17 protein-coding genes are annotated in these 17278 nt (G+C 60.1%); 12 read left to right on the top strand and 5 right to left on the bottom strand.

Annotated elements, in window-relative coordinates; all coding sequences use genetic code 11:
• Positions 1-152: 152 nt before the first annotated feature.
• Positions 153-1157, bottom strand: coding sequence for a chemotaxis protein (locus tag ACOTYB_RS03645; RefSeq protein ID WP_409248729.1), 1005 nt, complete (start codon positions 1155-1157; stop codon positions 153-155).
• Positions 1158-1221: 64 nt separating this feature from the next.
• Positions 1222-2139, bottom strand: coding sequence for a ribonuclease BN (gene rbn / locus ACOTYB_RS03640; RefSeq protein ID WP_003859463.1), 918 nt, complete (start codon positions 2137-2139; stop codon positions 1222-1224).
• A 71-nt stretch (positions 2140-2210) separates the two neighbouring features.
• Here rbn and ACOTYB_RS03635 point away from each other — a divergent pair, with 71 nt between their 5' ends.
• The 8 genes from ACOTYB_RS03635 to menE all read left to right on the top strand — a co-directional run bounded on the left by ACOTYB_RS03635 (position 2211) and on the right by menE (position 10122).
• Positions 2211-2675 (top strand): GNAT family N-acetyltransferase, encoded by a 465-nt coding sequence (locus tag ACOTYB_RS03635; protein WP_045343012.1) that lies wholly within the window; start codon positions 2211-2213, stop codon positions 2673-2675.
• Between the two features lie 50 nt (positions 2676-2725).
• Positions 2726-3031, top strand: coding sequence for a stress response protein ElaB (gene elaB / locus ACOTYB_RS03630; RefSeq protein ID WP_017693006.1), 306 nt, complete (start codon positions 2726-2728; stop codon positions 3029-3031).
• Between the two features lie 86 nt (positions 3032-3117).
• The gene (menF, locus tag ACOTYB_RS03625) at positions 3118-4413 is read left to right on the top strand and encodes an isochorismate synthase MenF (RefSeq protein ID WP_094881381.1); all 1296 of its coding nucleotides are present in this window, start codon (positions 3118-3120) and stop codon (positions 4411-4413) included.
• 88 nt (positions 4414-4501) lie between these two features.
• Positions 4502-6172, top strand: coding sequence for a 2-succinyl-5-enolpyruvyl-6-hydroxy-3-cyclohexene-1-carboxylic-acid synthase (gene menD / locus ACOTYB_RS03620; RefSeq protein WP_220153251.1), 1671 nt, complete (start codon positions 4502-4504; stop codon positions 6170-6172).
• Positions 6169-6945, top strand: coding sequence for a 2-succinyl-6-hydroxy-2,4-cyclohexadiene-1-carboxylate synthase (gene menH, locus ACOTYB_RS03615; protein ID WP_022651532.1), 777 nt, complete (start codon positions 6169-6171; stop codon positions 6943-6945). The genes menD and menH overlap by 4 nt, the downstream gene beginning before the upstream one ends.
• On the top strand, positions 6942-7799 hold the full coding sequence (gene menB / locus ACOTYB_RS03610; RefSeq protein WP_003859452.1) for a 1,4-dihydroxy-2-naphthoyl-CoA synthase: 858 nt from the start codon (positions 6942-6944) through the stop codon (positions 7797-7799). The genes menH and menB overlap by 4 nt, the downstream gene beginning before the upstream one ends.
• Positions 7799-8764 (top strand): o-succinylbenzoate synthase, encoded by a 966-nt coding sequence (gene menC, locus ACOTYB_RS03605; protein WP_220153250.1) that lies wholly within the window; start codon positions 7799-7801, stop codon positions 8762-8764. The genes menB and menC overlap by 1 nt, the downstream gene beginning before the upstream one ends.
• Positions 8761-10122 carry an o-succinylbenzoate--CoA ligase gene (gene menE / locus ACOTYB_RS03600; RefSeq protein ID WP_220153249.1) on the top strand — a complete coding sequence of 454 codons (1362 nt, stop codon included), beginning with the start codon at positions 8761-8763 and terminating at the stop codon, positions 10120-10122. The genes menC and menE overlap by 4 nt, the downstream gene beginning before the upstream one ends.
• Here menE and ACOTYB_RS03595 read toward each other — a convergent pair whose 3' ends face one another.
• The 3 genes from ACOTYB_RS03595 to ACOTYB_RS03585 are packed head-to-tail and all read right to left on the bottom strand — an operon-like array spanning position 10123 to position 13072.
• Positions 10123-11637 (bottom strand): tripartite tricarboxylate transporter permease, encoded by a 1515-nt coding sequence (locus ACOTYB_RS03595; RefSeq protein WP_003859445.1) that lies wholly within the window; start codon positions 11635-11637, stop codon positions 10123-10125. It lies immediately after the preceding gene.
• Positions 11638-11648: 11 nt separating this feature from the next.
• On the bottom strand, positions 11649-12080 hold the full coding sequence (locus tag ACOTYB_RS03590) for a tripartite tricarboxylate transporter TctB family protein (protein WP_220153248.1): 432 nt from the start codon (positions 12078-12080) through the stop codon (positions 11649-11651).
• 11 nt (positions 12081-12091) lie between these two features.
• Positions 12092-13072, bottom strand: a complete 981-nt coding sequence (locus ACOTYB_RS03585; RefSeq protein WP_220153247.1) for a Bug family tripartite tricarboxylate transporter substrate binding protein — start codon at positions 13070-13072, stop codon at positions 12092-12094.
• Positions 13073-13224: 152 nt separating this feature from the next.
• On the opposite strand from ACOTYB_RS03585, the gene tctD reads away from it, so the two are divergent.
• The 4 genes from tctD (at position 13225) to ACOTYB_RS03565 (ending at position 17261) form a co-directional block, all read left to right on the top strand.
• Positions 13225-13899 (top strand): transcriptional regulator TctD, encoded by a 675-nt coding sequence (tctD, locus tag ACOTYB_RS03580; protein ID WP_017693014.1) that lies wholly within the window; start codon positions 13225-13227, stop codon positions 13897-13899.
• A complete protein-coding gene (locus ACOTYB_RS03575) occupies positions 13886-15295 on the top strand; it encodes a sensor histidine kinase (RefSeq protein ID WP_421765749.1) in 1410 nt (469 codons plus the stop codon). The genes tctD and ACOTYB_RS03575 overlap by 14 nt, the downstream gene beginning before the upstream one ends.
• Positions 15296-15424: 129 nt before the next feature.
• Positions 15425-15967: a YfaZ family outer membrane protein gene (locus ACOTYB_RS03570; RefSeq protein ID WP_045343018.1), complete on the top strand. Its 543-nt coding sequence runs from the start codon at positions 15425-15427 to the stop codon at positions 15965-15967.
• 94 nt (positions 15968-16061) lie between these two features.
• Positions 16062-17261 carry a nicotinamide mononucleotide deamidase-related protein YfaY gene (locus ACOTYB_RS03565; protein ID WP_045343019.1) on the top strand — a complete coding sequence of 400 codons (1200 nt, stop codon included), beginning with the start codon at positions 16062-16064 and terminating at the stop codon, positions 17259-17261.
• The last annotated feature ends 17 nt before the right edge of the window (positions 17262-17278 follow it).

Below are 17278 nucleotides of genomic sequence, written 5' to 3'. Positions count from 1 at the left end.
TCATCGTGCTTTTCATTTTTCTGGGGAACCCTCAGCCCCGTGGGAGAGGGCCGGGGTGAGGGCACCAGCCCGCATAGAGTAAAACATGCCCAGGGCGCTACGCTTGCAGGGCATACGGGTCTTGTAGGTCGGGTAAGCGAAGCGTCACCCGACTAAGCTAACTGCTTCCTGCTTATAAGCGGCCCTTCAATCTTCTTCATCGAGCGGTCCAGCACCTCTTCAATCACCGACGATAGCTCATTTAGCTCAAACTTCGCCACATAGCCGTCCGCCTTCACTTTGCGAATATGATCTTCGTTCGCGTTGCCGGAAAGAGACGAGTGGATCACCACCGGAATATCTTTCAGTACCGGGTCGGTTTTGATTTTGCGCGTCAGCGTAAAGCCGTCCATCTCCGGCATTTCGAGGTCGGTCAATACCAGGGCAATCTTATCGGTAACGGGGACGCCCTCAGCCTGAGCCTGCGCGGCCAACTGAGTGATTTTCTCCCACGCGTCTTTGCCGGTGATATGCAGCTGGGCCGGGATCTCCATCGCCTGCAATCCCTTCTCCAGCATTGAGCGCGCCACTTTCGAATCTTCTGCAACAATCGCGACAGAGCCAGGCTTGATGTTCAATTTGGTGGTTTCCAGATGGGTGGCGTGCAGATCGTGGTTCGCCGGGGTGATGTCGTACAGGATCTGCTCCACGTCCAGCACCATCGCCAGATCGTTGGTATCCGTCTTCTCGTCCAGGCAGGCAATGCTGGTAATGTAGCGACCGCTGACGGCAGTTTCCGCAGCATGCACCTGCTTCCAGTCCAGACGCATGATGTTTTCCACCGATTCCACAGCAAACGCCTGCACGCTGCGGGCATATTCGGTGATCAGCAGGATGTTCAGCCCGGTGGCTGGCTTGCAGCCGGCGACGGCGGCCAGATCGATCACCGGGATCACCTGGTCGCGAATGTTCACCATCCCCATCAGCGGAGACTTCATTCCCGCCGGTTTGGTGAAGGTCGGCATCGGCACAATTTCGCGCAATTTGAACACGTTGATGCCGAACAGCTCGGATTTATTTTCGTTCAGAGAGGTGCCAAGACGGAACAGCAACAGTTCAAAACGGTTGGACAGGGTCAGGTTCGCCCTGTCATCAATATCTTTCTGGAAATTATCCATTCTACCCTCAAGAGAAATGCTGGCCTTTTAATCGTTATCGGCACGCTGAGGGAAAAATGAAGGACTAAACGCTGACCTGAGCAAAATCTTCCGCCAGCTCGCATGCAGGAAATACTTCCCGACACTCTGCCAGCAGGCTTTCAGCGCCGCGGACGTCATAGCGTGAGCTGACGTGAGTAACAATCAGTTTCCGGACGCCAGCCTCACGCGCCAGCTGCGCCGCCTGACGCGTTGAGCTGTGCCCCCGGCTGTTGGCTTTTTCTTCCATCGCCGCTTCCAGCGTCGCCTCATGCACCATCACATCCACACCCCCGGCAAGCCTGAGCGCCGAAGGGCAGGGGGCGGTATCCCCAAAAATAGCCAGTTTTTTGCCTGGCTGCGGCGGCGCGAGGTAATCCTGACCGTTGATGACGCGCCCGTCTTCCAGCGTGACGGTCTCGCCGTGCTTCAGACGCTGGAACAGCGGGCCAGGTTTCACCCCATCGGCCTGCAACGCGGCGGCGTTCAGCGCCCCGGGCTTGTCATGCTCCTCAACGCGATAGCCGTAGCATTCCACCGGATGGTTAAGCGGGTAAGCGCGCACCTGATAATCTCCGTCGTCGAACACCAGACCTTCGCCGATCTCCACCACCTCCAGCGGATAATCGGTCCACGAGCCGCTCAGGCGCAGCGTGGTTTCAACAAATTCCTGAATACCCGCAGGGCCATAAATGGTCAGCGGGTTAGCGTTACCGGCCATCGAACGGCTACACAGCAGGCCCGGCAGGCCAAACAGATGGTCGCCGTGTAGATGGGTGATAAATATTTTATCCACTTTCCCCGGGTGGTATGAGGTATGCAGCAGCTGATGCTGCGTACCCTCGCCGCAGTCAAACAGCCACAGCCCACCGCGGGTAGGATGCTTAAGATCCAGCAGAATCGCCGTCACGTTTCGTGAGCGGGTTGGCACCCCGGCGGACGTACCCAGAAAAATCAGTTCCATAACGCAATCAGCCCTTTGCCGAATGGGAAGGGGTTTAGTATAACGTGATGAACCCCAGGAAGGAGAAACACATGATCCAGTGGCAAGATCTACGCCACAGCGAACTGACCGTGCAGTCACTCTACGCCCTGCTCAAACTGCGCTGTGAAGTCTTCGTGGTTGAACAAACCTGCCCGTATCAGGATATCGACGGCGATGACCTGGTCGGCGAGAACCGGCACATCCTCGGCTGGCGCGATAACGAGCTGGTGGCGTATGCGAGGATTCTGAAAAGCGAAGAGGAATTTGACCCTGTCGTCATTGGGCGCGTCATTATCAGCGGCCGCGCGCGCGGTGAAAAGCTGGGCTATCAGCTGATGGAAAAAACGCTGGACGCATGCCAGAAACAGTGGCCGGACAAGGCGTTATACCTGGGCGCGCAGGCGCATTTGCAATCATTCTATGGCCATTTTGGTTTTACCCCGGTCACGGACATTTACGACGAAGACGGCATCCCACACATCGGCATGGCACGCGAAGCGAAACAGGCGCAATAGCAAGACGTTGTCTATAGTTACCGGACTGGTGTACTAACATGGAGAAAAAAATGTCATTTCAATCCTGGGATACCCGAGTCGACGACGACCTGACGCTGCTAAGCGAAACGCTGGAAGAAGTGCTGCGCTCTTCAGGCGATCCTGCCGATCAGAAGTACATTGAGCTCAAAGCCCGCGCCGAGCAGGCGCTGCATGACGTGAAAAACCGCGTCAGTAACGCCTCCGACAATTATTACTACCGCGCCAAACAGGCGGTTTATCGTGCCGACGATTATGTGCATGAAAAACCGTGGCAGGGCATTGGGGTCGGTGCGGCCGTAGGGCTGGTGCTGGGTCTGCTGTTAGCCCGTCGTTAAGCCGGTAAACCACTCCCTACACGTGGGTACTGCTATTTATCGTCAGTACCCCGTATAATATAAGGCTTTAACAGGGAGAGGTTCGCGTGCACTCGATTTTCCTCGCGCTGCAAAGCCTGCGCACTCAGCTTGCGCAAGCATTGCCTGCTATACCCGGTTTACGCCATTTCGATGTCTCTTTCCCGTTAAACGACGCCTTCGATCCGCTGGCCTGGCTGGGTGTGCAGCGATGCTATCCTCAGTTTTACTGGCAACAGCGCAGCGGCGATGAAGAACTTGCCGCGCTCGGAAGCCTCGCCCAGTTTGATTCTCTGGCTTCGGCCTCGCGGTTTTTGCACGCCCATGACGTAGCCAATGACACCCGTATCTGCGGCCTGAACGCCTTCAACCCGGCGCAGGGCAAGCTGTTTTTACCGCGCCTTCTCTGGCGACGGTCTGGCGGGGTCGCCACGCTGCGTCTGCAACTGTGGAGCGAAACGTCGCTGCGGGAAGATGCCCGTAAGGCGCTGAATTTTGTCGATAACCTGCGCGACGCCGCGCCGATCCGCCCGTTGTCCGTGCAGATTGTGCAGGAAACCCATCATCCGGAAAAACCGGACTGGCTGGCGTTGATTCGTCAGGCGACGGATACCCTTGCTCGCGGCGATTTTGAGAAAGTGGTGCTCGCACGTGCTACAGACGTTCAGTGCCAGCAGCCCGTGAACGCCATCGCGCTGATGGCTGCCAGCCGCGCCCTAAACCTCAACTGCTATCATTTTTGTATGGTCTTTGACGCCAGCAATGCCTTCCTCGGCTCGACGCCCGAGCGCCTGTGGCGGCGACGCGGCACGCTGCTGCGCACTGAAGCGCTGGCAGGCACCGTCGCCAGCCATTCTGACGATAAGCAGGCCCAGCGTCTGGGCGAATGGCTGATGAACGACGATAAAAATCAGCGGGAAAATATGCTGGTGGTGGAAGATATCTGCCAGCGTCTTCAGCACCATACCCGGACGCTGGAGATCCTGCCGGCGCAGGTGCTGCGTCTGCGCAAGGTGCAGCATTTACGCCGCTGTATCTGGACCGAACTTAAACAGCCTGACGACGAACAGTGTCTGCATATTTTGCAACCGACGGCGGCGGTGGCCGGGCTGCCGCGACAGGCGGCCCGAGAATTTATTGCGAAAGTCGAGCCGTTTGACCGGGAGTGGTACGCCGGTTCGGCGGGCTATTTATCGCGCGATCAGAGCGAATTCTGTGTGGCATTACGCTCCGCCCGCGTTCACAACGCTGCGCTGCGTCTTTATGCGGGGGCGGGCATCGTCAGCGGCTCCGATCCTGAGCAGGAGTGGCAGGAGATCGAAAACAAGGCCGCCGGGCTGCGTTCCCTTCTCCTAAGGGATTAATACTGATTCGTGCAATCCCGATTCATATCAAAATTCTGACTTTTTCTATTATTTATACTGTGTCGCATTCTTGATACTGGACAATCTCATGTCAGTAAGTTCTTTTAACCGACGCTGGGCGGCGGTGATCCTTGAAGCCCTGACCCGTCATGGTGTCAGGCATGTGTGTATTGCCCCGGGCTCTCGCTCCACGCCGCTCACCCTTGCTGCCGCGGAAAACCGGGCTTTTATTCACCACACCCATTTTGATGAGCGTGGTCTGGGCCATCTGGCGCTCGGGCTGGCGAAAGTCAGTAAAGCGCCCGTGGCGGTGATCGTCACCTCCGGCACGGCGGTGGCGAACCTCTATCCGGCGCTGATAGAAGCGGGATTAACCGGCGAAAAGCTGATTTTACTCACCGCCGACCGTCCCCCGGAACTTATCGACTGCGGCGCTAACCAGGCGATTCGTCAGCCTGGCATTTTTGCCTCGCATCCTTCACAGACGGTCTCGTTGCCGCGCCCCACCCAGGACATTCCCGCCAGCTGGCTGGTCTCAACCCTCGACCACGCCATGAACGCACTGCGCAGCGGCGGGCTACACATTAACTGCCCGTTTGCCGAGCCGCTGTACGGTGAAATGAACGATACTGGCCTCGTCTGGCAACAGCAGCTGGGAGACTGGTGGGAGAGCGAAAAACCCTGGCTGCGCGAGCAGACGCATCTGGAAAGCGCTAAACAGCGCGACTGGTTCTTCTGGCGTCAGAAGCGCGGCGTGGTGATAGCCGGGCGGATGAGTGCGGCGGAAGGTAAGCTTGCGGCGGAGTGGGCACAAACGCTTGGCTGGCCGCTGATTGGTGACGTGCTTTCCCAGACGGGCCAGCCGCTGCCCTGCGCCGACCTCTGGCTGGGGAACGCGAAAGCGGTCACCGAGCTGGCGCAGGTGCAGATTGTCGTCCAGCTGGGATCGAGCCTGACGGGGAAGCGTCTGCTCCAGTGGCAGGCCACCTGTACGCCTGAAGAGTACTGGCTGGTGGACCCGCTCGAAGGACGCCTTGACCCGGCGCACCATCGTGGCCGCCGCCTGGTGAGCGATATTAACAGCTGGCTGGAATTGCATCCGGCGGAAAAACGCAAACCCTGGGCGGTGGAGATCCCGGCGCTGTCACGTCAGGCGTGGGAACTCACCAAAGCGCAGTGCGAGGCGTTCAGTGAAGCCGGGCTGGCGCACCGTATCCGCAAATATCTTCCCGAGCAGGGACAACTTTTTGTCGGTAACAGCCTGGTGGTGCGCCTGATTGACGCCTTTTCGCAGCTGCCGGCGGGTTATCCGGTGTACAGCAACCGGGGCGCGAGCGGCATTGACGGCCTGATCTCCACCGCCGCTGGCGTACAGAGGGCCAGCGCGAAATCCACGCTGGCGATTGTGGGGGATCTCTCAGCCCTCTACGATCTCAACGCGCTGGCGCTCCTGCGTCAGGCGTCGGCCCCGTTCGTGCTGATTATTGTGAACAATAACGGCGGGCAGATTTTCTCGTTGCTGCCGACGCCGCAAAGCGAGCGTGAGCGCTTCTATCTGATGCCGCAAAACGTGCAGTTCGAACACGCCGCCGCCATGTTCAGCCTGAAGTACCATCGCCCGGAAAACTGGGACGCGCTGGAGACGGCGCTGAACACCGCCTGGCGGCAGCCTGGCGCGACGCTCATTGAGCTGGTGGTAAACGATGCTGACGGCGCGCAGAAGCTGCAACATCTGCTTGCGCAGGTGAGTCACCTGTGATCCTCGCAGGCGTCTCCCAGCCAGGAAAACCAGGCTACCCCTGGCTGGTTTTCCTGCACGGTTTTTCCGGCGACTGTCGCGAGTGGCAGGCTGTCGGGGCGTCGCTGCATGACTACCCCCGGCTCTACATTGACCTGCCCGGGCACGGTGGTTCAGCGGATACGGGCGTGACGGGGTTTGCAGAGGTAAGTGAATTGCTCTCGCATACCCTTGTTAGTTACAACATACTAAGATACTGGCTCGTGGGGTACTCCCTCGGCGGCCGCATTGCGATGTTCCATGCCTGCCAGCATCCTGCGGGGTTAGACGGGGTGATTGTGGAAGGTGGACACCCGGGCCTGCAAGACGCCGATGCGCGCCAGGCCCGGCTGATCTCTGACCGCCGCTGGGCGTCACGGTTTCGCAGTGAGCCGCTGGAGGCCGTCTTTGCCGACTGGTATCAACAGCCGGTCTTTGCCTCACTTACGGATGATCAGCGCAGGGCGCTGATCGCGCTGCGCAGCCGGAACAACGGCCCGAGGCTGGCAGAGATGCTGGAGGCCACCTCGCTTGCCGTTCAGCCTGATTTACGTCCCGCGCTCATCGCGCGTGATTTTTCTTTTGACTATCTCTATGGCGAACGTGACGGGAAGTTTGCAGCTATCGCCGCTGAACTTAACGCCACGCGTCATGCTATCCCTCACGCCGGACACAACGCCCACCGGGACAACCCGGAAGCGGTTGCCGCGAGTCTGGCTCAGATACTGCGTTATCGAACAAAGGACACGCTATGATCTATCCTGATGAACACATGCTTTACGCGCCGGTTGAATGGCAGGACTGCTCCGAAGGCTACACCGACATTCGTTACCACAAATCCGCCGATGGTATCGCCAAAATCACTATCAACCGTCCACAGGTGCGCAACGCATTTCGTCCGCTGACCGTAAAAGAGATGATCCAGGCGCTGGCGGATGCCCGCTACGATGACACTATCGGCGTCATCATCCTCACCGGGGAAGGGGAGAAAGCCTTCTGCTCCGGCGGCGATCAGAAAGTCCGCGGTGACTACGGCGGATACCAGGATGATGCGGGCACGCACCACCTGAACGTGCTGGATTTCCAGCGCCAGATCCGCACCTGTCCAAAACCGGTGGTCGCGATGGTGGCAGGGTATTCCATCGGCGGCGGTCACGTGCTGCACATGATGTGTGACCTGACGATCGCGGCGGAAAATGCCATTTTCGGTCAGACTGGCCCGAAAGTCGGCTCTTTCGACGGCGGCTGGGGCGCGTCCTATATGGCGCGCATTGTCGGTCAGAAAAAAGCCCGCGAAATCTGGTTCCTGTGCCGTCAGTACAACGCCCAGGAAGCGCTGGATATGGGGCTGGTTAACACCGTGGTGCCGATCGCCGATCTGGAAAAAGAGACCGTGCGCTGGTGTCGCGAAATGCTGCAAAACAGCCCAATGGCGCTGCGCTGCCTGAAAGCGGCCCTCAACGCCGACTGTGACGGTCAGGCGGGCCTTCAGGAGCTGGCAGGTAACGCCACCATGCTGTTCTATATGACCGAAGAGGGTCAGGAAGGGCGCAACGCGTTCAACGAAAAACGCCAGCCGGACTTCAGCAAATACAAACGGAACCCGTAATGCGTTGCGCGCAGGTTTACCGCTGGCAGATACCGATGGACGCGGGCGTGGTGCTGCGTGAACGGCGGTTAAAAACCCGTGACGGCTTTTGCGTGCATCTCCGGCAGAGCGAGCGGGAAGGGTGGGGCGAAATCGCCCCGCTTCCGGGCTTTAGCCTGGAAACGCTGGACGAGGCGCAGGCTGCGCTGATGGCCTGGACGTACGAATGGCGTGAGGGAGCAGATCCGGCGCTGCCGGACGTTCCTTCCGCCGCGTTCGGCATCAGCTGCGCGCTGGCAGAGCTGGACGGCAGTTTGCCGGAGGCGGCGAACTATCGCGCCGCGCCGCTCTGTACTGGCGATCCGGATGAACTTTTCGCGCTCCTTTCCGCGATGCCTGGCGAGAAGGTGGCGAAAATAAAGGTCGGCCTGTACGAAGCGGTGCGCGACGGGATGGTGGTTAATCTGTTACTGGAAGCCATTCCCGATCTGTACCTGCGCCTGGACGCCAACCGCGCCTGGACACCGCTCAGGGCGCAGCAGTTTGCGAAGTACGTCAACCCGACGTACCGCAACCGCATCGCGTTTCTCGAAGAGCCGTGCAAAACGCGCGACGACTCTCGCGCCTTCGCCCGGGAAACCGGCATCGCCATCGCCTGGGATGAGAGCCTGCGCGAAGCCGATTTCGCGTTTGCCGCCGAGCCGGGCGTCATGGCCGTGGTGATTAAGCCAACGCTGACCGGCAGCCTCGACAAGGTGCGCGAGCAGGTTGCGGCGGCCCATGCCGCAGGGCTGACGGCGGTGATCAGTTCATCCATCGAATCCAGCCTCGGCCTGACGCAGCTGGCGCGCATCGCTGCATGGTTAACGCCGGACACCGTTCCCGGTCTCGATACGCTAAACCTGATGCAGGCCCAGCTGATTCGCCAGTGGCCTGACAGCACCTTGCCGTGCCTCGACGTCGGGGCGCTGGAGCCATTGCGATGAGTTTTACCGACTGGCCGTGGCGGCACTGGCGCACCCGGCGTGCCGATAAACCCGCGCTGCGTTTAGACGATGTAACGCTCAGTTGGACTCAGCTGGGCAAGCGTATCGATCGTCTGGCAGCCGGTTTTCAGTCTCAGGGCGTTGCTGACGGTGACGGCGTCATGCTGCTCGCCCACAACCACCCGCAGACCCTGCTGGCCTGGCTGGCGCTGCTTCAGTGCGGCGCCCGCATTTTGCCGGTGAACCCTCAGCTTCCCCGTCCGCTGCTGGATGTCCTCCTGCCGCAGATGACCCTGCGTTTTGCGCTGGTGCTTAACGGTGAGTATGACGGTCTGCCCGCGCTGGCATTAAGAGAGGGCGAGGGGCAGGGGGGCGTGACGTGGCGGGCAGAACGACTGGCCTCAATGACGCTCACCTCCGGCTCCACCGGTTTGCCAAAAGCGGCGGTGCACACCTGTGCCGCCCACCTTGCCAGCGCAAAAGGGGTGCTGGCGCTGATGCCTTACGGCGATAGCGACGACTGGCTGCTCTCTCTGCCGCTGTTTCACGTCTCCGGTCAGGGGATTTTGTGGCGCTGGTTACAGGGCGGAGGCCGTCTCACCGTACGCGTAAAACAGCCGCTTGAGCAGGCGCTACAGGGCTGTACCCATGCCTCGCTGGTGCCAACGCAGCTGTGGCGACTGCTTAATTCACACCATCCCGTCGCGCTGAAAGCCGTGTTGCTCGGCGGGGCGGAAATCCCCGTTGCGCTGACCGAACAGGCGCGCGAGCAGGGGATCCGTACATTCTGCGGCTACGGTCTGACCGAGTTCGCCTCCACCGTCTGCGCCAAAGAGGCCGACGGCGCGCCGGACGTGGGCAGCGCGCTGCCGGGCAGAGACGTTCAGGTGGTAAACGGTGAAGTCTGGATCCGGGCGGAAAGCATGGCGGCAGGCTACTGGCGAGACGGCGCATTATTGCCGCTGGTCAATGCGCAGGGCTGGTTCGCCACCCGCGATCGCGGCGAGTGGCATGACGGACGCCTGACCATTCTGGGCCGAATGGACAATCTCTTTTTCAGCGGCGGAGAAGGGATCCAGCCGGAAGCGCTGGAGCGCGTTATCGCCACGCATCCGCAGGTAAGCCAGGCGTTTGTCGTTCCGCTGGATGATGCCGAGTACGGGCAACGCCCGGTGGCGGTGGTGGAATGCGAGCCGGGCACGGATATCACGCTGTTGCCGGAGTGGATTCAGGGCAGGCTGGCGCGCTTTGAGCAGCCGGTACACTGGCTGGCGCTGCCGTCAGAACTGAAAAATGGCGGGATTAAAATCTCCCGCCAGGCGTTAAAGCAGTGGGTCAATGCCCTGTTGAGGGGCTAATCAGCCGATATCCGGCTGCGGTTTGTGCTGGCGTCGGCGGATCCAGCGCAGCACCGGCGGCACGACAATCACCATAATCGCCATTGCCAGCAGGATCTTCGTCACGCTGCTCTCCCACAGGATCCCCATGTTGCCGTTGCTGATGGAGAGGGCGCGGCGCAGGTTCTGCTCCAGCATTTCCCCCAGCACAAACCCTAAAATCAGCGGCGACATCGGGAAGTGCATCTTGCGCAGAATGTAGCCCAGCACGCCGAGCAGCACCATCAACACCAGGTCGAAGGTGGTGCTGTGCACCGCGTACACCCCAACCGCAGAGACGGCGGCGATGGCCGGGACCAGGAACCACAGGGGAATGGTCAGCATGCGGGTGAACAGGCCGATCAGCGGGATGTTCATTACCAGCAGCATCACGTTGGCGATCAGCAGGGCGGCAATCAAACCCCAGACGATATCGGGCTGCTCGGTAAACATCGCCGGACCCGGGGTGATGTTATAGAGCGTCAGCGCGCCCATCATTACCGCCGTGGTGCCGGAGCCCGGCACGCCGAGGGTCAGCATCGGGATAAACGAGCCGCAGGCCGAGGCGTTATTCGCCGCCTCCGGCGCCGCCACGCCGCGGATATCGCCTTTGCCGAAGCTGTCGCTGTTACCGCTCAGCTTTTTCTCGGTCATGTAGGTGATGGCGCTGGCGATAGTCGCCCCCGCGCCGGGCAGAATGCCGACGAAGAAACCGATCACCGACGAACGCAGGGTGGCACCCACACACTGCGCCCCCTCTTTGGCATTAAAGAGCATACGTCCGGTTTTACGCACCAGCGTCTGCCCGCTGCTGGTATGTTCCAGCATCAGTAAGATTTCTGAGACAGAGAACAGACCAATCACCACGACGATAAACTGCACGCCGTCGGAGAGATGAACGCTGTCGAAGGTAAAACGATAAACCCCGGTGTTGGCATCCACGCCGACGGTGGCCAGACTGAGGCCAATCAACGCAGACAAAAACGACTTCAGCGGATTCTGCGCCATCATGCTGCCGAGACAGGCGATGGCGAACACCATCAGGGCAAAATACTCGGCCGGACCAAACGCCAGCGACCACTGGGCCAGCGCCGGGGCGAAGAGGATGATGCCGCCAATGGCGATCAGGGAGCCAAAGAACGAGCTGACGGCGGAAATAGAGAGCGCCACGCCGCCGCGTCCCTGCTGCGCCATTGGATAGCCATCCAGCGCGGTCATAATGGCGGCGGCATCGCCGGGCACGTTAAGCAGAATCGAGGAAATACGCCCCCCGTATTCGCAGCCGATATAAACCGTCGCCAGCAGGATCAGCGCCGATTCCGCAGGCAGGTGCAGCGCAAAGGCCAGCGGCAGTAAAATCGCCACGCCGTTGATAGGTCCAAGGCCCGGCAGCAGGCCGACGATGGTCCCGACGAAACAGCCGATCAGGGCGATCACCAGGTTTTCCGGGGTCATCGCTACCGCGAACCCCTGAGAGAGATAGATCCAGGTATCCATAGCGTGCTCCGTTAGTTAAACCATGCGCCAAGCGGCAGGGTCACGTCCAGCAGGCGGTCGAAGGCGTACCAGAGTAAAATGCCCAGTACGACCCCGGAGATCCCCGCCGCAGGCAGCGAGGCGTTAAATAGTATGCCAATCACCATCGTCAGCAGGGCGGTGGCAATCGGGAAGCCGAGCCATTCAAAGCCCCACGCGTACATCAGCAGGACAATCACCATTACCAGCAGACGTTGCAGCGTTCGGCGTGGCGGCCACTCCACGGTATCCGGATGGCGCAGCAGCAGCGCTACCGAGCAGAGCAGCATCAGGCCGACAATGCCGACGGGAAAGGGGCGTGGCCCCACGGGTTCATAGCTGTATTCGCTGTGGATCTGCCAGGCGACTAACATGCCGCCAATGCAGAGCAGCAGCCATATCCCGGCAAAAATGCGATCGCTCATAGCGCCTCCGGTTATTTCGCCAGGCCAAAGGCTTTCGCCTGTTCGCGGTAGTCATTCACCTGTTTTTTGACATACTCGTCCAGCTGCTTGCCGTTCAGGTTGAACTCAAACAGCCCGCGCAGATCGCGCTGTTTTTTGAACTCCTCGGTTTGCTGAAGTTTTGCGAAGGTATCCACCCACCACTGGTATTCGGCGTCGGTCACTTTTGGCCCGACGAAGAAGCCGCGGATGATCGGCCAGACCAGGTTATAACCCTGCTCTTTGGCGGTTGGGACGTCTGCCAGCTGGCCCGGCAGACGGTTTTCTGAGAAGACCGCCAGCACACGGATCTTATCCCCGCTCAGGTAGGGCAACATTTCGCTGAGATCGCCCGATACCGCCTGGACGTGATTGCCCATCAGCGCCGTCACCGGTTCGCCGCCGCCTTCAAAGGCCACGTAACGCATCTTGTGCGGATCCACTTTGGCCTGCTGCGCCAGCAGCGCGGCTTTCATCCAGTCCTGGCTGCCAATAGAGGCGCCCGCGCCAATGACCACGCTGTTCGGATCTTTTTCCATGGCGGTCAGCAGATCTTTCAGGGATTTCCACGGAGAGTCCGCGCGCACGGCGATCATGCCGTAATCGGTGCCTACGGTGGCGAGCCAGCGCACGTCATTCACGTCATAACGACCAAATTTCCCCTGTGACAGATTCAGCAGCGAACCGCCGGAGAAGGCCACCACTGTGCCCGCTTCGGCAGGGCGCTGGGCGACGATGGCGTTATAGGCTACCGCGCCCACGCCGCCGGGCATGTAGGTAACGCGCATCGGTTTCTCAATGGCCTTCGTCTCCAGCAGGCTGACCTGAATCAGCTTACAGGTCAGGTCGAAGCCGCCGCCGGGTTTGGCCGGGGCGATACATTCGGTACGGGATGGCGCGTCCTGCGCCTGGACGACAGAGGCACTCAACAGCAATACGCTTGCAGCAAGGGTAGAAAGTAATTGTTTTTTCATCGTTTATCCTCACGCCGGAGAACCGGGAGTACGGGTACGGGTGTCTTTTTTCTGATTATGTGAACCACCTTGTAGCGGTTCCGTTGCGTGATTGTTAAAACAATAACCTTTCATTTCCCTTTCACTGCGACACCAACTTTACAGGATGTGATATGCGTCTCTTACTGGCGGAAGATAATCGTGAGCTGGCTCACTGGCTGGAAAAAGCGCTGGTACAAAACGGATTTGCCGTGGATTGCGTCAACGATGGACGGGCGGCCGATCATCTTTTGCAGGGAGAAAACTATGCCGTCGCGATCCTTGATATCGGCATGCCCGGTTTCGACGGGCTGGAGGTGGTGCATCGGCTGAGAAAGCGCGGGCAGACGTTGCCCGTGCTGTTTCTTACCGCCCGCAGCAACGTGGCAGACAGGGTTAAGGGGCTGAATGCCGGGGCGGATGACTACCTGCCGAAACCGTTCGAGCTGGAGGAGCTTGATGCCCGCCTGCGTGCGCTGCTGCGCCGCAGTGAAGGGCGAACCCAGGAGCGCCAGCGGCTGGGAGAGCTGGAGTACGATGATGAAGGCTTTTTTCTGCTGCGCGATGAACCCCTTTCCCTCACGCCGCGCGAACTCTCTTTGCTGAAGGTGCTGATGCACCGTCGGACCCGTCCCGTCTCCCGGCAACAGCTTTTCGACCAGGTGTTCAGCCTGAACGACGACGTCAGCCCCGAGAGCATCGATCTCTATATTCACCGCCTGCGTAAGAAGCTGACCGGCAGCGGCGTGCGGATCACCACCCTCCGGGGGCTGGGCTACGTGCTGGAGTGCGGCGATGAAGTGGGTTAAGCCGCAGTCGCTTTACCTGCAACTTTTGCTTTTTCTGGGTTTGCCGCTGCTGCTGTTATGGGGGCTGTCAGCCTTTAACAGCTACGTTAGCGCGCTACAGGCGGCGACGCAGGCCTATGACCGCACGCTGTTATCCTCGGCGCGCACGGTGTCAGAGCGGCTGGTGGTGCACAACGGCAAGCTCCAGGTGAACGTGCCGTGGGTCGTGCTCGACAGCTTCGAGCTGAACATGAACGATCGCCTCTACTACAAGGTCGTGGACCCTGACGGGCGGACGATCTCCGGCTATGACGATCTGCCGAATATGCCCCCCTCCACGTCGCGCACCTCCCACTATCCGGCGCTGGCGTGGTTTTATCATACCGAGTATCGCGGGCAGGCGATCCGCGTGGCGAAGCTGCTCCAGCCGGTTAACGAGGACAGTGTGTTCGGCATGGCGGAAATCTACGTCGCCGAAACGTTGCAGTCGCGGCGCTATCTGGCCACTCAGCTGCTGTTTTCCTCGCTCGTGTCGCAGGGGCTGCTGGTGCTGCTGACGCTGGTCCTGACCGCGTGGCTGCTGCGTCGCGTGCTGCGCCCGATGCGGCAGCTCTCTTCGCTGATGGTGCGCCGTGAGCCCGGGCTGCTGGCTCCGCTGCCGGAGCTGCTGCCCTGGTCGGAAACGCGGCTGCTGATTGTGGCATTTAACCGCTATATCGACAGGTTACGCGGCGTGCTTTCGCGACAGGCGCGCTTTAATGCTGACGCCTCACACCAGCTCAAAACGCCGCTGGCGGTGCTGAAAACCCAGGTATCGGTTGCCCTGACGCGTAACGATCCGGCCCTGTGGCAGGAGAGCTTACGGGCGATGAACGTCACGCTGGATAACACCATCGTGCTGACAGAAAGGCTGTTGCAGCTTTCAGCGGTGAAGCGAAAAGAGCAGGGGGAGCGACAGTTTGCCCCTGTCGATCTGGTGCAGGTGGTGCAAAACTGCTGCTTTTCCCGGCTGGCGCAGGCGCGCAGCAAGGGTATCGATCTCGGTTATGACGGCGTACAGCAGCCGGTAATGATTGAGGGTGATGACGTGCTGCTGGGTGAACTCTGCGCCAACCTGCTGGGGAACGCGATCAAATACACGCCGGAGCAGGGCATCGTGACGGTGTACCTGCGCACGGCTAACGATGCCGTTGAGCTGAGCGTGGAGGACAGCGGACCGGGTATTGCTGAAGACCAGATCTCCCAGGCCATGCTGCCGTTTCACCGTCTGGAAAACGTGGGTGATGCCGCCGGGTCCGGCATTGGCCTGGCGCTGGCTAACGATATTGCCCGCCTGCACCGCAGCCATCTTCAGCTGATGCCCAGTGAAAATCTGGGTGGGCTGAGCGTGAAAATGCGCTTTCTGATGCTGATATAAATGCCGATATTATCAAATCGTTACAAACTAATTGCCTGCCGCACGCGGAGTCCATTGATCACACAGGCAGGCAGGTTAAAATCTCGCGGTTTTTGGACATCTCTGAATAAATTGTGCGGGATCACGACAATGAAAAAAGTGGCATTAATGGGCTTAAGCGGCCTGATGTTTGTTTCAGCAGCGGCAAACGCAATTTCCTTCAACGGCTCGGCGGGACAAGATTATACCCATCTGGGCTTCGGTCTTGGCACGGACAGCGCAGGCCTGGCAATGACCGGCGGCTGGACGCATAACGACGACGACGGCGATGCGGCAAGCCTGGGCCTCGGCTTCAACGTGCCGTTGGGTCCCTTCCTGGCGACCGTCGGCGGTAAAGGCATTTACACCAACCCGAACGAGGGCGACGAAGGCTACGCGGCGGCAGTGGGCGGCGGCTTGCAGTGGAAAATTGGCGACAGCTTTGGCCTGTTCGGTGAGTACTACTACTCTCCTGATTCCCTCTCCAGCGGCATCGACAGCTATCAGGAAGCTAACGCCGGCGCGCGCTGGACCATCGTGCGTCCAATCACCATCGAAGCGGGTTATCGCTATCTGAACCTGGCCGGTAAAGACGGCAACCGCGACAACGCCCTGGCAGACGGCCCGTACGTTGGCGTTAGCGCCGGTTTCTAATCCTCTCGGCGCGGCGTTCAGTCGCGCCAGTTTCTCTCTTCCCCCAGTCTTTGATTGCGCTATAGTGTTTTGACCATTGAAATGGGAGAACACAATGATAAACGTGGAAATGTTATCCACTGGCGACGAAGTGCTTCATGGGCAAATCATTGATACCAATGCCGCCTGGCTCGCCGATCTCTTCTTTGAGCAAGGATTATCGTTAACGCGCCGCAACACCGTAGGTGACAACCTTGAGTCGCTGGTCAACGTTCTGCGCGAGCGCAGCGAACGCTGCGACGTGCTGATTGTGAACGGCGGGCTGGGACCCACCAGCGACGATCTCAGCGCGCTGGCCGCCGCCACGGCCAAAGGCGAAGGCCTGGTCCTGCACGAGGCGTGGCTGGCGCAGATGGAGCGCTTTTTCTCCGGGCGTGGCCGCGTGATGGCCCCCAGCAACCGCAAGCAGGCTGAAATTCCCGCCAGCGCGGAACTGATTGATAACCCGGTCGGCACCGCCTGCGGGTTTGCCGTTCAGTTGAACCGCTGCCTGATGTTCTTCACTCCGGGCGTGCCGTCGGAATTTAAAGTGATGGTCGAGCAGCAGATCCTGCCGCGCCTGCGCGCGCGCTTTACGCTGCCTGAACCGCCGCTGTGCCTGCGTCTGACCACCTTTGGTCGCTCGGAAAGCGATCTGGCTCAGAGCCTCGATCACCTGCAACTGCCTCCCGGCGTGTCGATGGGCTATCGCTCCTCCATGCCGATTATTGAACTGAAGCTGACCGGACCGGCGTCAGAGAAAGCCGCTATGCTGGCACTGTGGCCGGAAGTGCGGCGCGTCGCCGGGGAAAGCCTGATTTTCGAAGGCACGGAAGGGCTGCCGGCGCAGATCGCAGCGCATTTGCAGTCCCGCCAGCTGAGCGTGACGTTAAGCGAGCAGTTTACCGGTGGGCTTCTGGCGCTTCAGCTTACCCGGGCGGGTGCGCCGCTGCTGGCCAGTGAAGTGGTGCCGTTCCAGCAGGAGACGCTGGCGCAGACGGCGCGCTGGGCATCCGAGCGCAGAGTGAAGCATTTTGCCGGACTGGCGCTGTTTGTGGGCGGGCTGGATGAGGAGCACCTCAACTTTGCCCTGGCAACGCCGGAAGGAACGCACGCCCTGCGCGTCAGGATGAGCATTACCCGCCACAGCCTGGCCGTACGTCAGGAGGTGTGCGCGATGATGGCGCTGAACATGCTGCGCCGCTGGCTGAACGGGAAAGAGGTCGCCAGTGAGCACGGCTGGATCAACGTCGTGGAATCGCTGTTCGTAGAGTGAGAGTGTGCCGGGGCAGT

The organism is Enterobacter cloacae complex sp. IR5450 (assembly GCF_049238665.1).
Taxonomy (GTDB): Bacteria; Pseudomonadota; Gammaproteobacteria; order Enterobacterales; family Enterobacteriaceae; genus Enterobacter; species Enterobacter hormaechei_C.
Note: the sequence above shows the minus strand (reverse complement) of the source record. Positions and strands in the feature narration are given on the sequence as shown.

Excerpts from the sequence above, each read along its gene's own strand:
- ACOTYB_RS03645 (WP_409248729.1), bottom strand. The coding sequence starts at position 1,157 with ATGGATAATTTCCAGAAAGATATTGATGACAGGGCGAACCTGACCCTG.
- rbn (WP_003859463.1), bottom strand. The coding sequence starts at position 2,139 with ATGGAACTGATTTTTCTGGGTACGTCCGCCGGGGTGCCAACCCGCTCA.
- ACOTYB_RS03635 (WP_045343012.1), top strand. The coding sequence starts at position 2,211 with ATGATCCAGTGGCAAGATCTACGCCACAGCGAACTGACCGTGCAGTCA.
- elaB (WP_017693006.1), top strand. The coding sequence starts at position 2,726 with ATGTCATTTCAATCCTGGGATACCCGAGTCGACGACGACCTGACGCTG.
- menD (WP_220153251.1), top strand. The coding sequence starts at position 4,502 with ATGTCAGTAAGTTCTTTTAACCGACGCTGGGCGGCGGTGATCCTTGAA.
- menB (WP_003859452.1), top strand. The coding sequence starts at position 6,942 with ATGATCTATCCTGATGAACACATGCTTTACGCGCCGGTTGAATGGCAG.
- menC (WP_220153250.1), top strand. The coding sequence starts at position 7,799 with ATGCGTTGCGCGCAGGTTTACCGCTGGCAGATACCGATGGACGCGGGC.
- menE (WP_220153249.1), top strand. The coding sequence starts at position 8,761 with ATGAGTTTTACCGACTGGCCGTGGCGGCACTGGCGCACCCGGCGTGCC.
- ACOTYB_RS03595 (WP_003859445.1), bottom strand. The coding sequence starts at position 11,637 with ATGGATACCTGGATCTATCTCTCTCAGGGGTTCGCGGTAGCGATGACC.
- ACOTYB_RS03590 (WP_220153248.1), bottom strand. The coding sequence starts at position 12,080 with ATGAGCGATCGCATTTTTGCCGGGATATGGCTGCTGCTCTGCATTGGC.
- ACOTYB_RS03585 (WP_220153247.1), bottom strand. The coding sequence starts at position 13,072 with ATGAAAAAACAATTACTTTCTACCCTTGCTGCAAGCGTATTGCTGTTG.
- tctD (WP_017693014.1), top strand. The coding sequence starts at position 13,225 with ATGCGTCTCTTACTGGCGGAAGATAATCGTGAGCTGGCTCACTGGCTG.
- ACOTYB_RS03575 (WP_421765749.1), top strand. The coding sequence starts at position 13,886 with ATGAAGTGGGTTAAGCCGCAGTCGCTTTACCTGCAACTTTTGCTTTTT.
- ACOTYB_RS03570 (WP_045343018.1), top strand. The coding sequence starts at position 15,425 with ATGAAAAAAGTGGCATTAATGGGCTTAAGCGGCCTGATGTTTGTTTCA.
- ACOTYB_RS03565 (WP_045343019.1), top strand. The coding sequence starts at position 16,062 with ATGATAAACGTGGAAATGTTATCCACTGGCGACGAAGTGCTTCATGGG.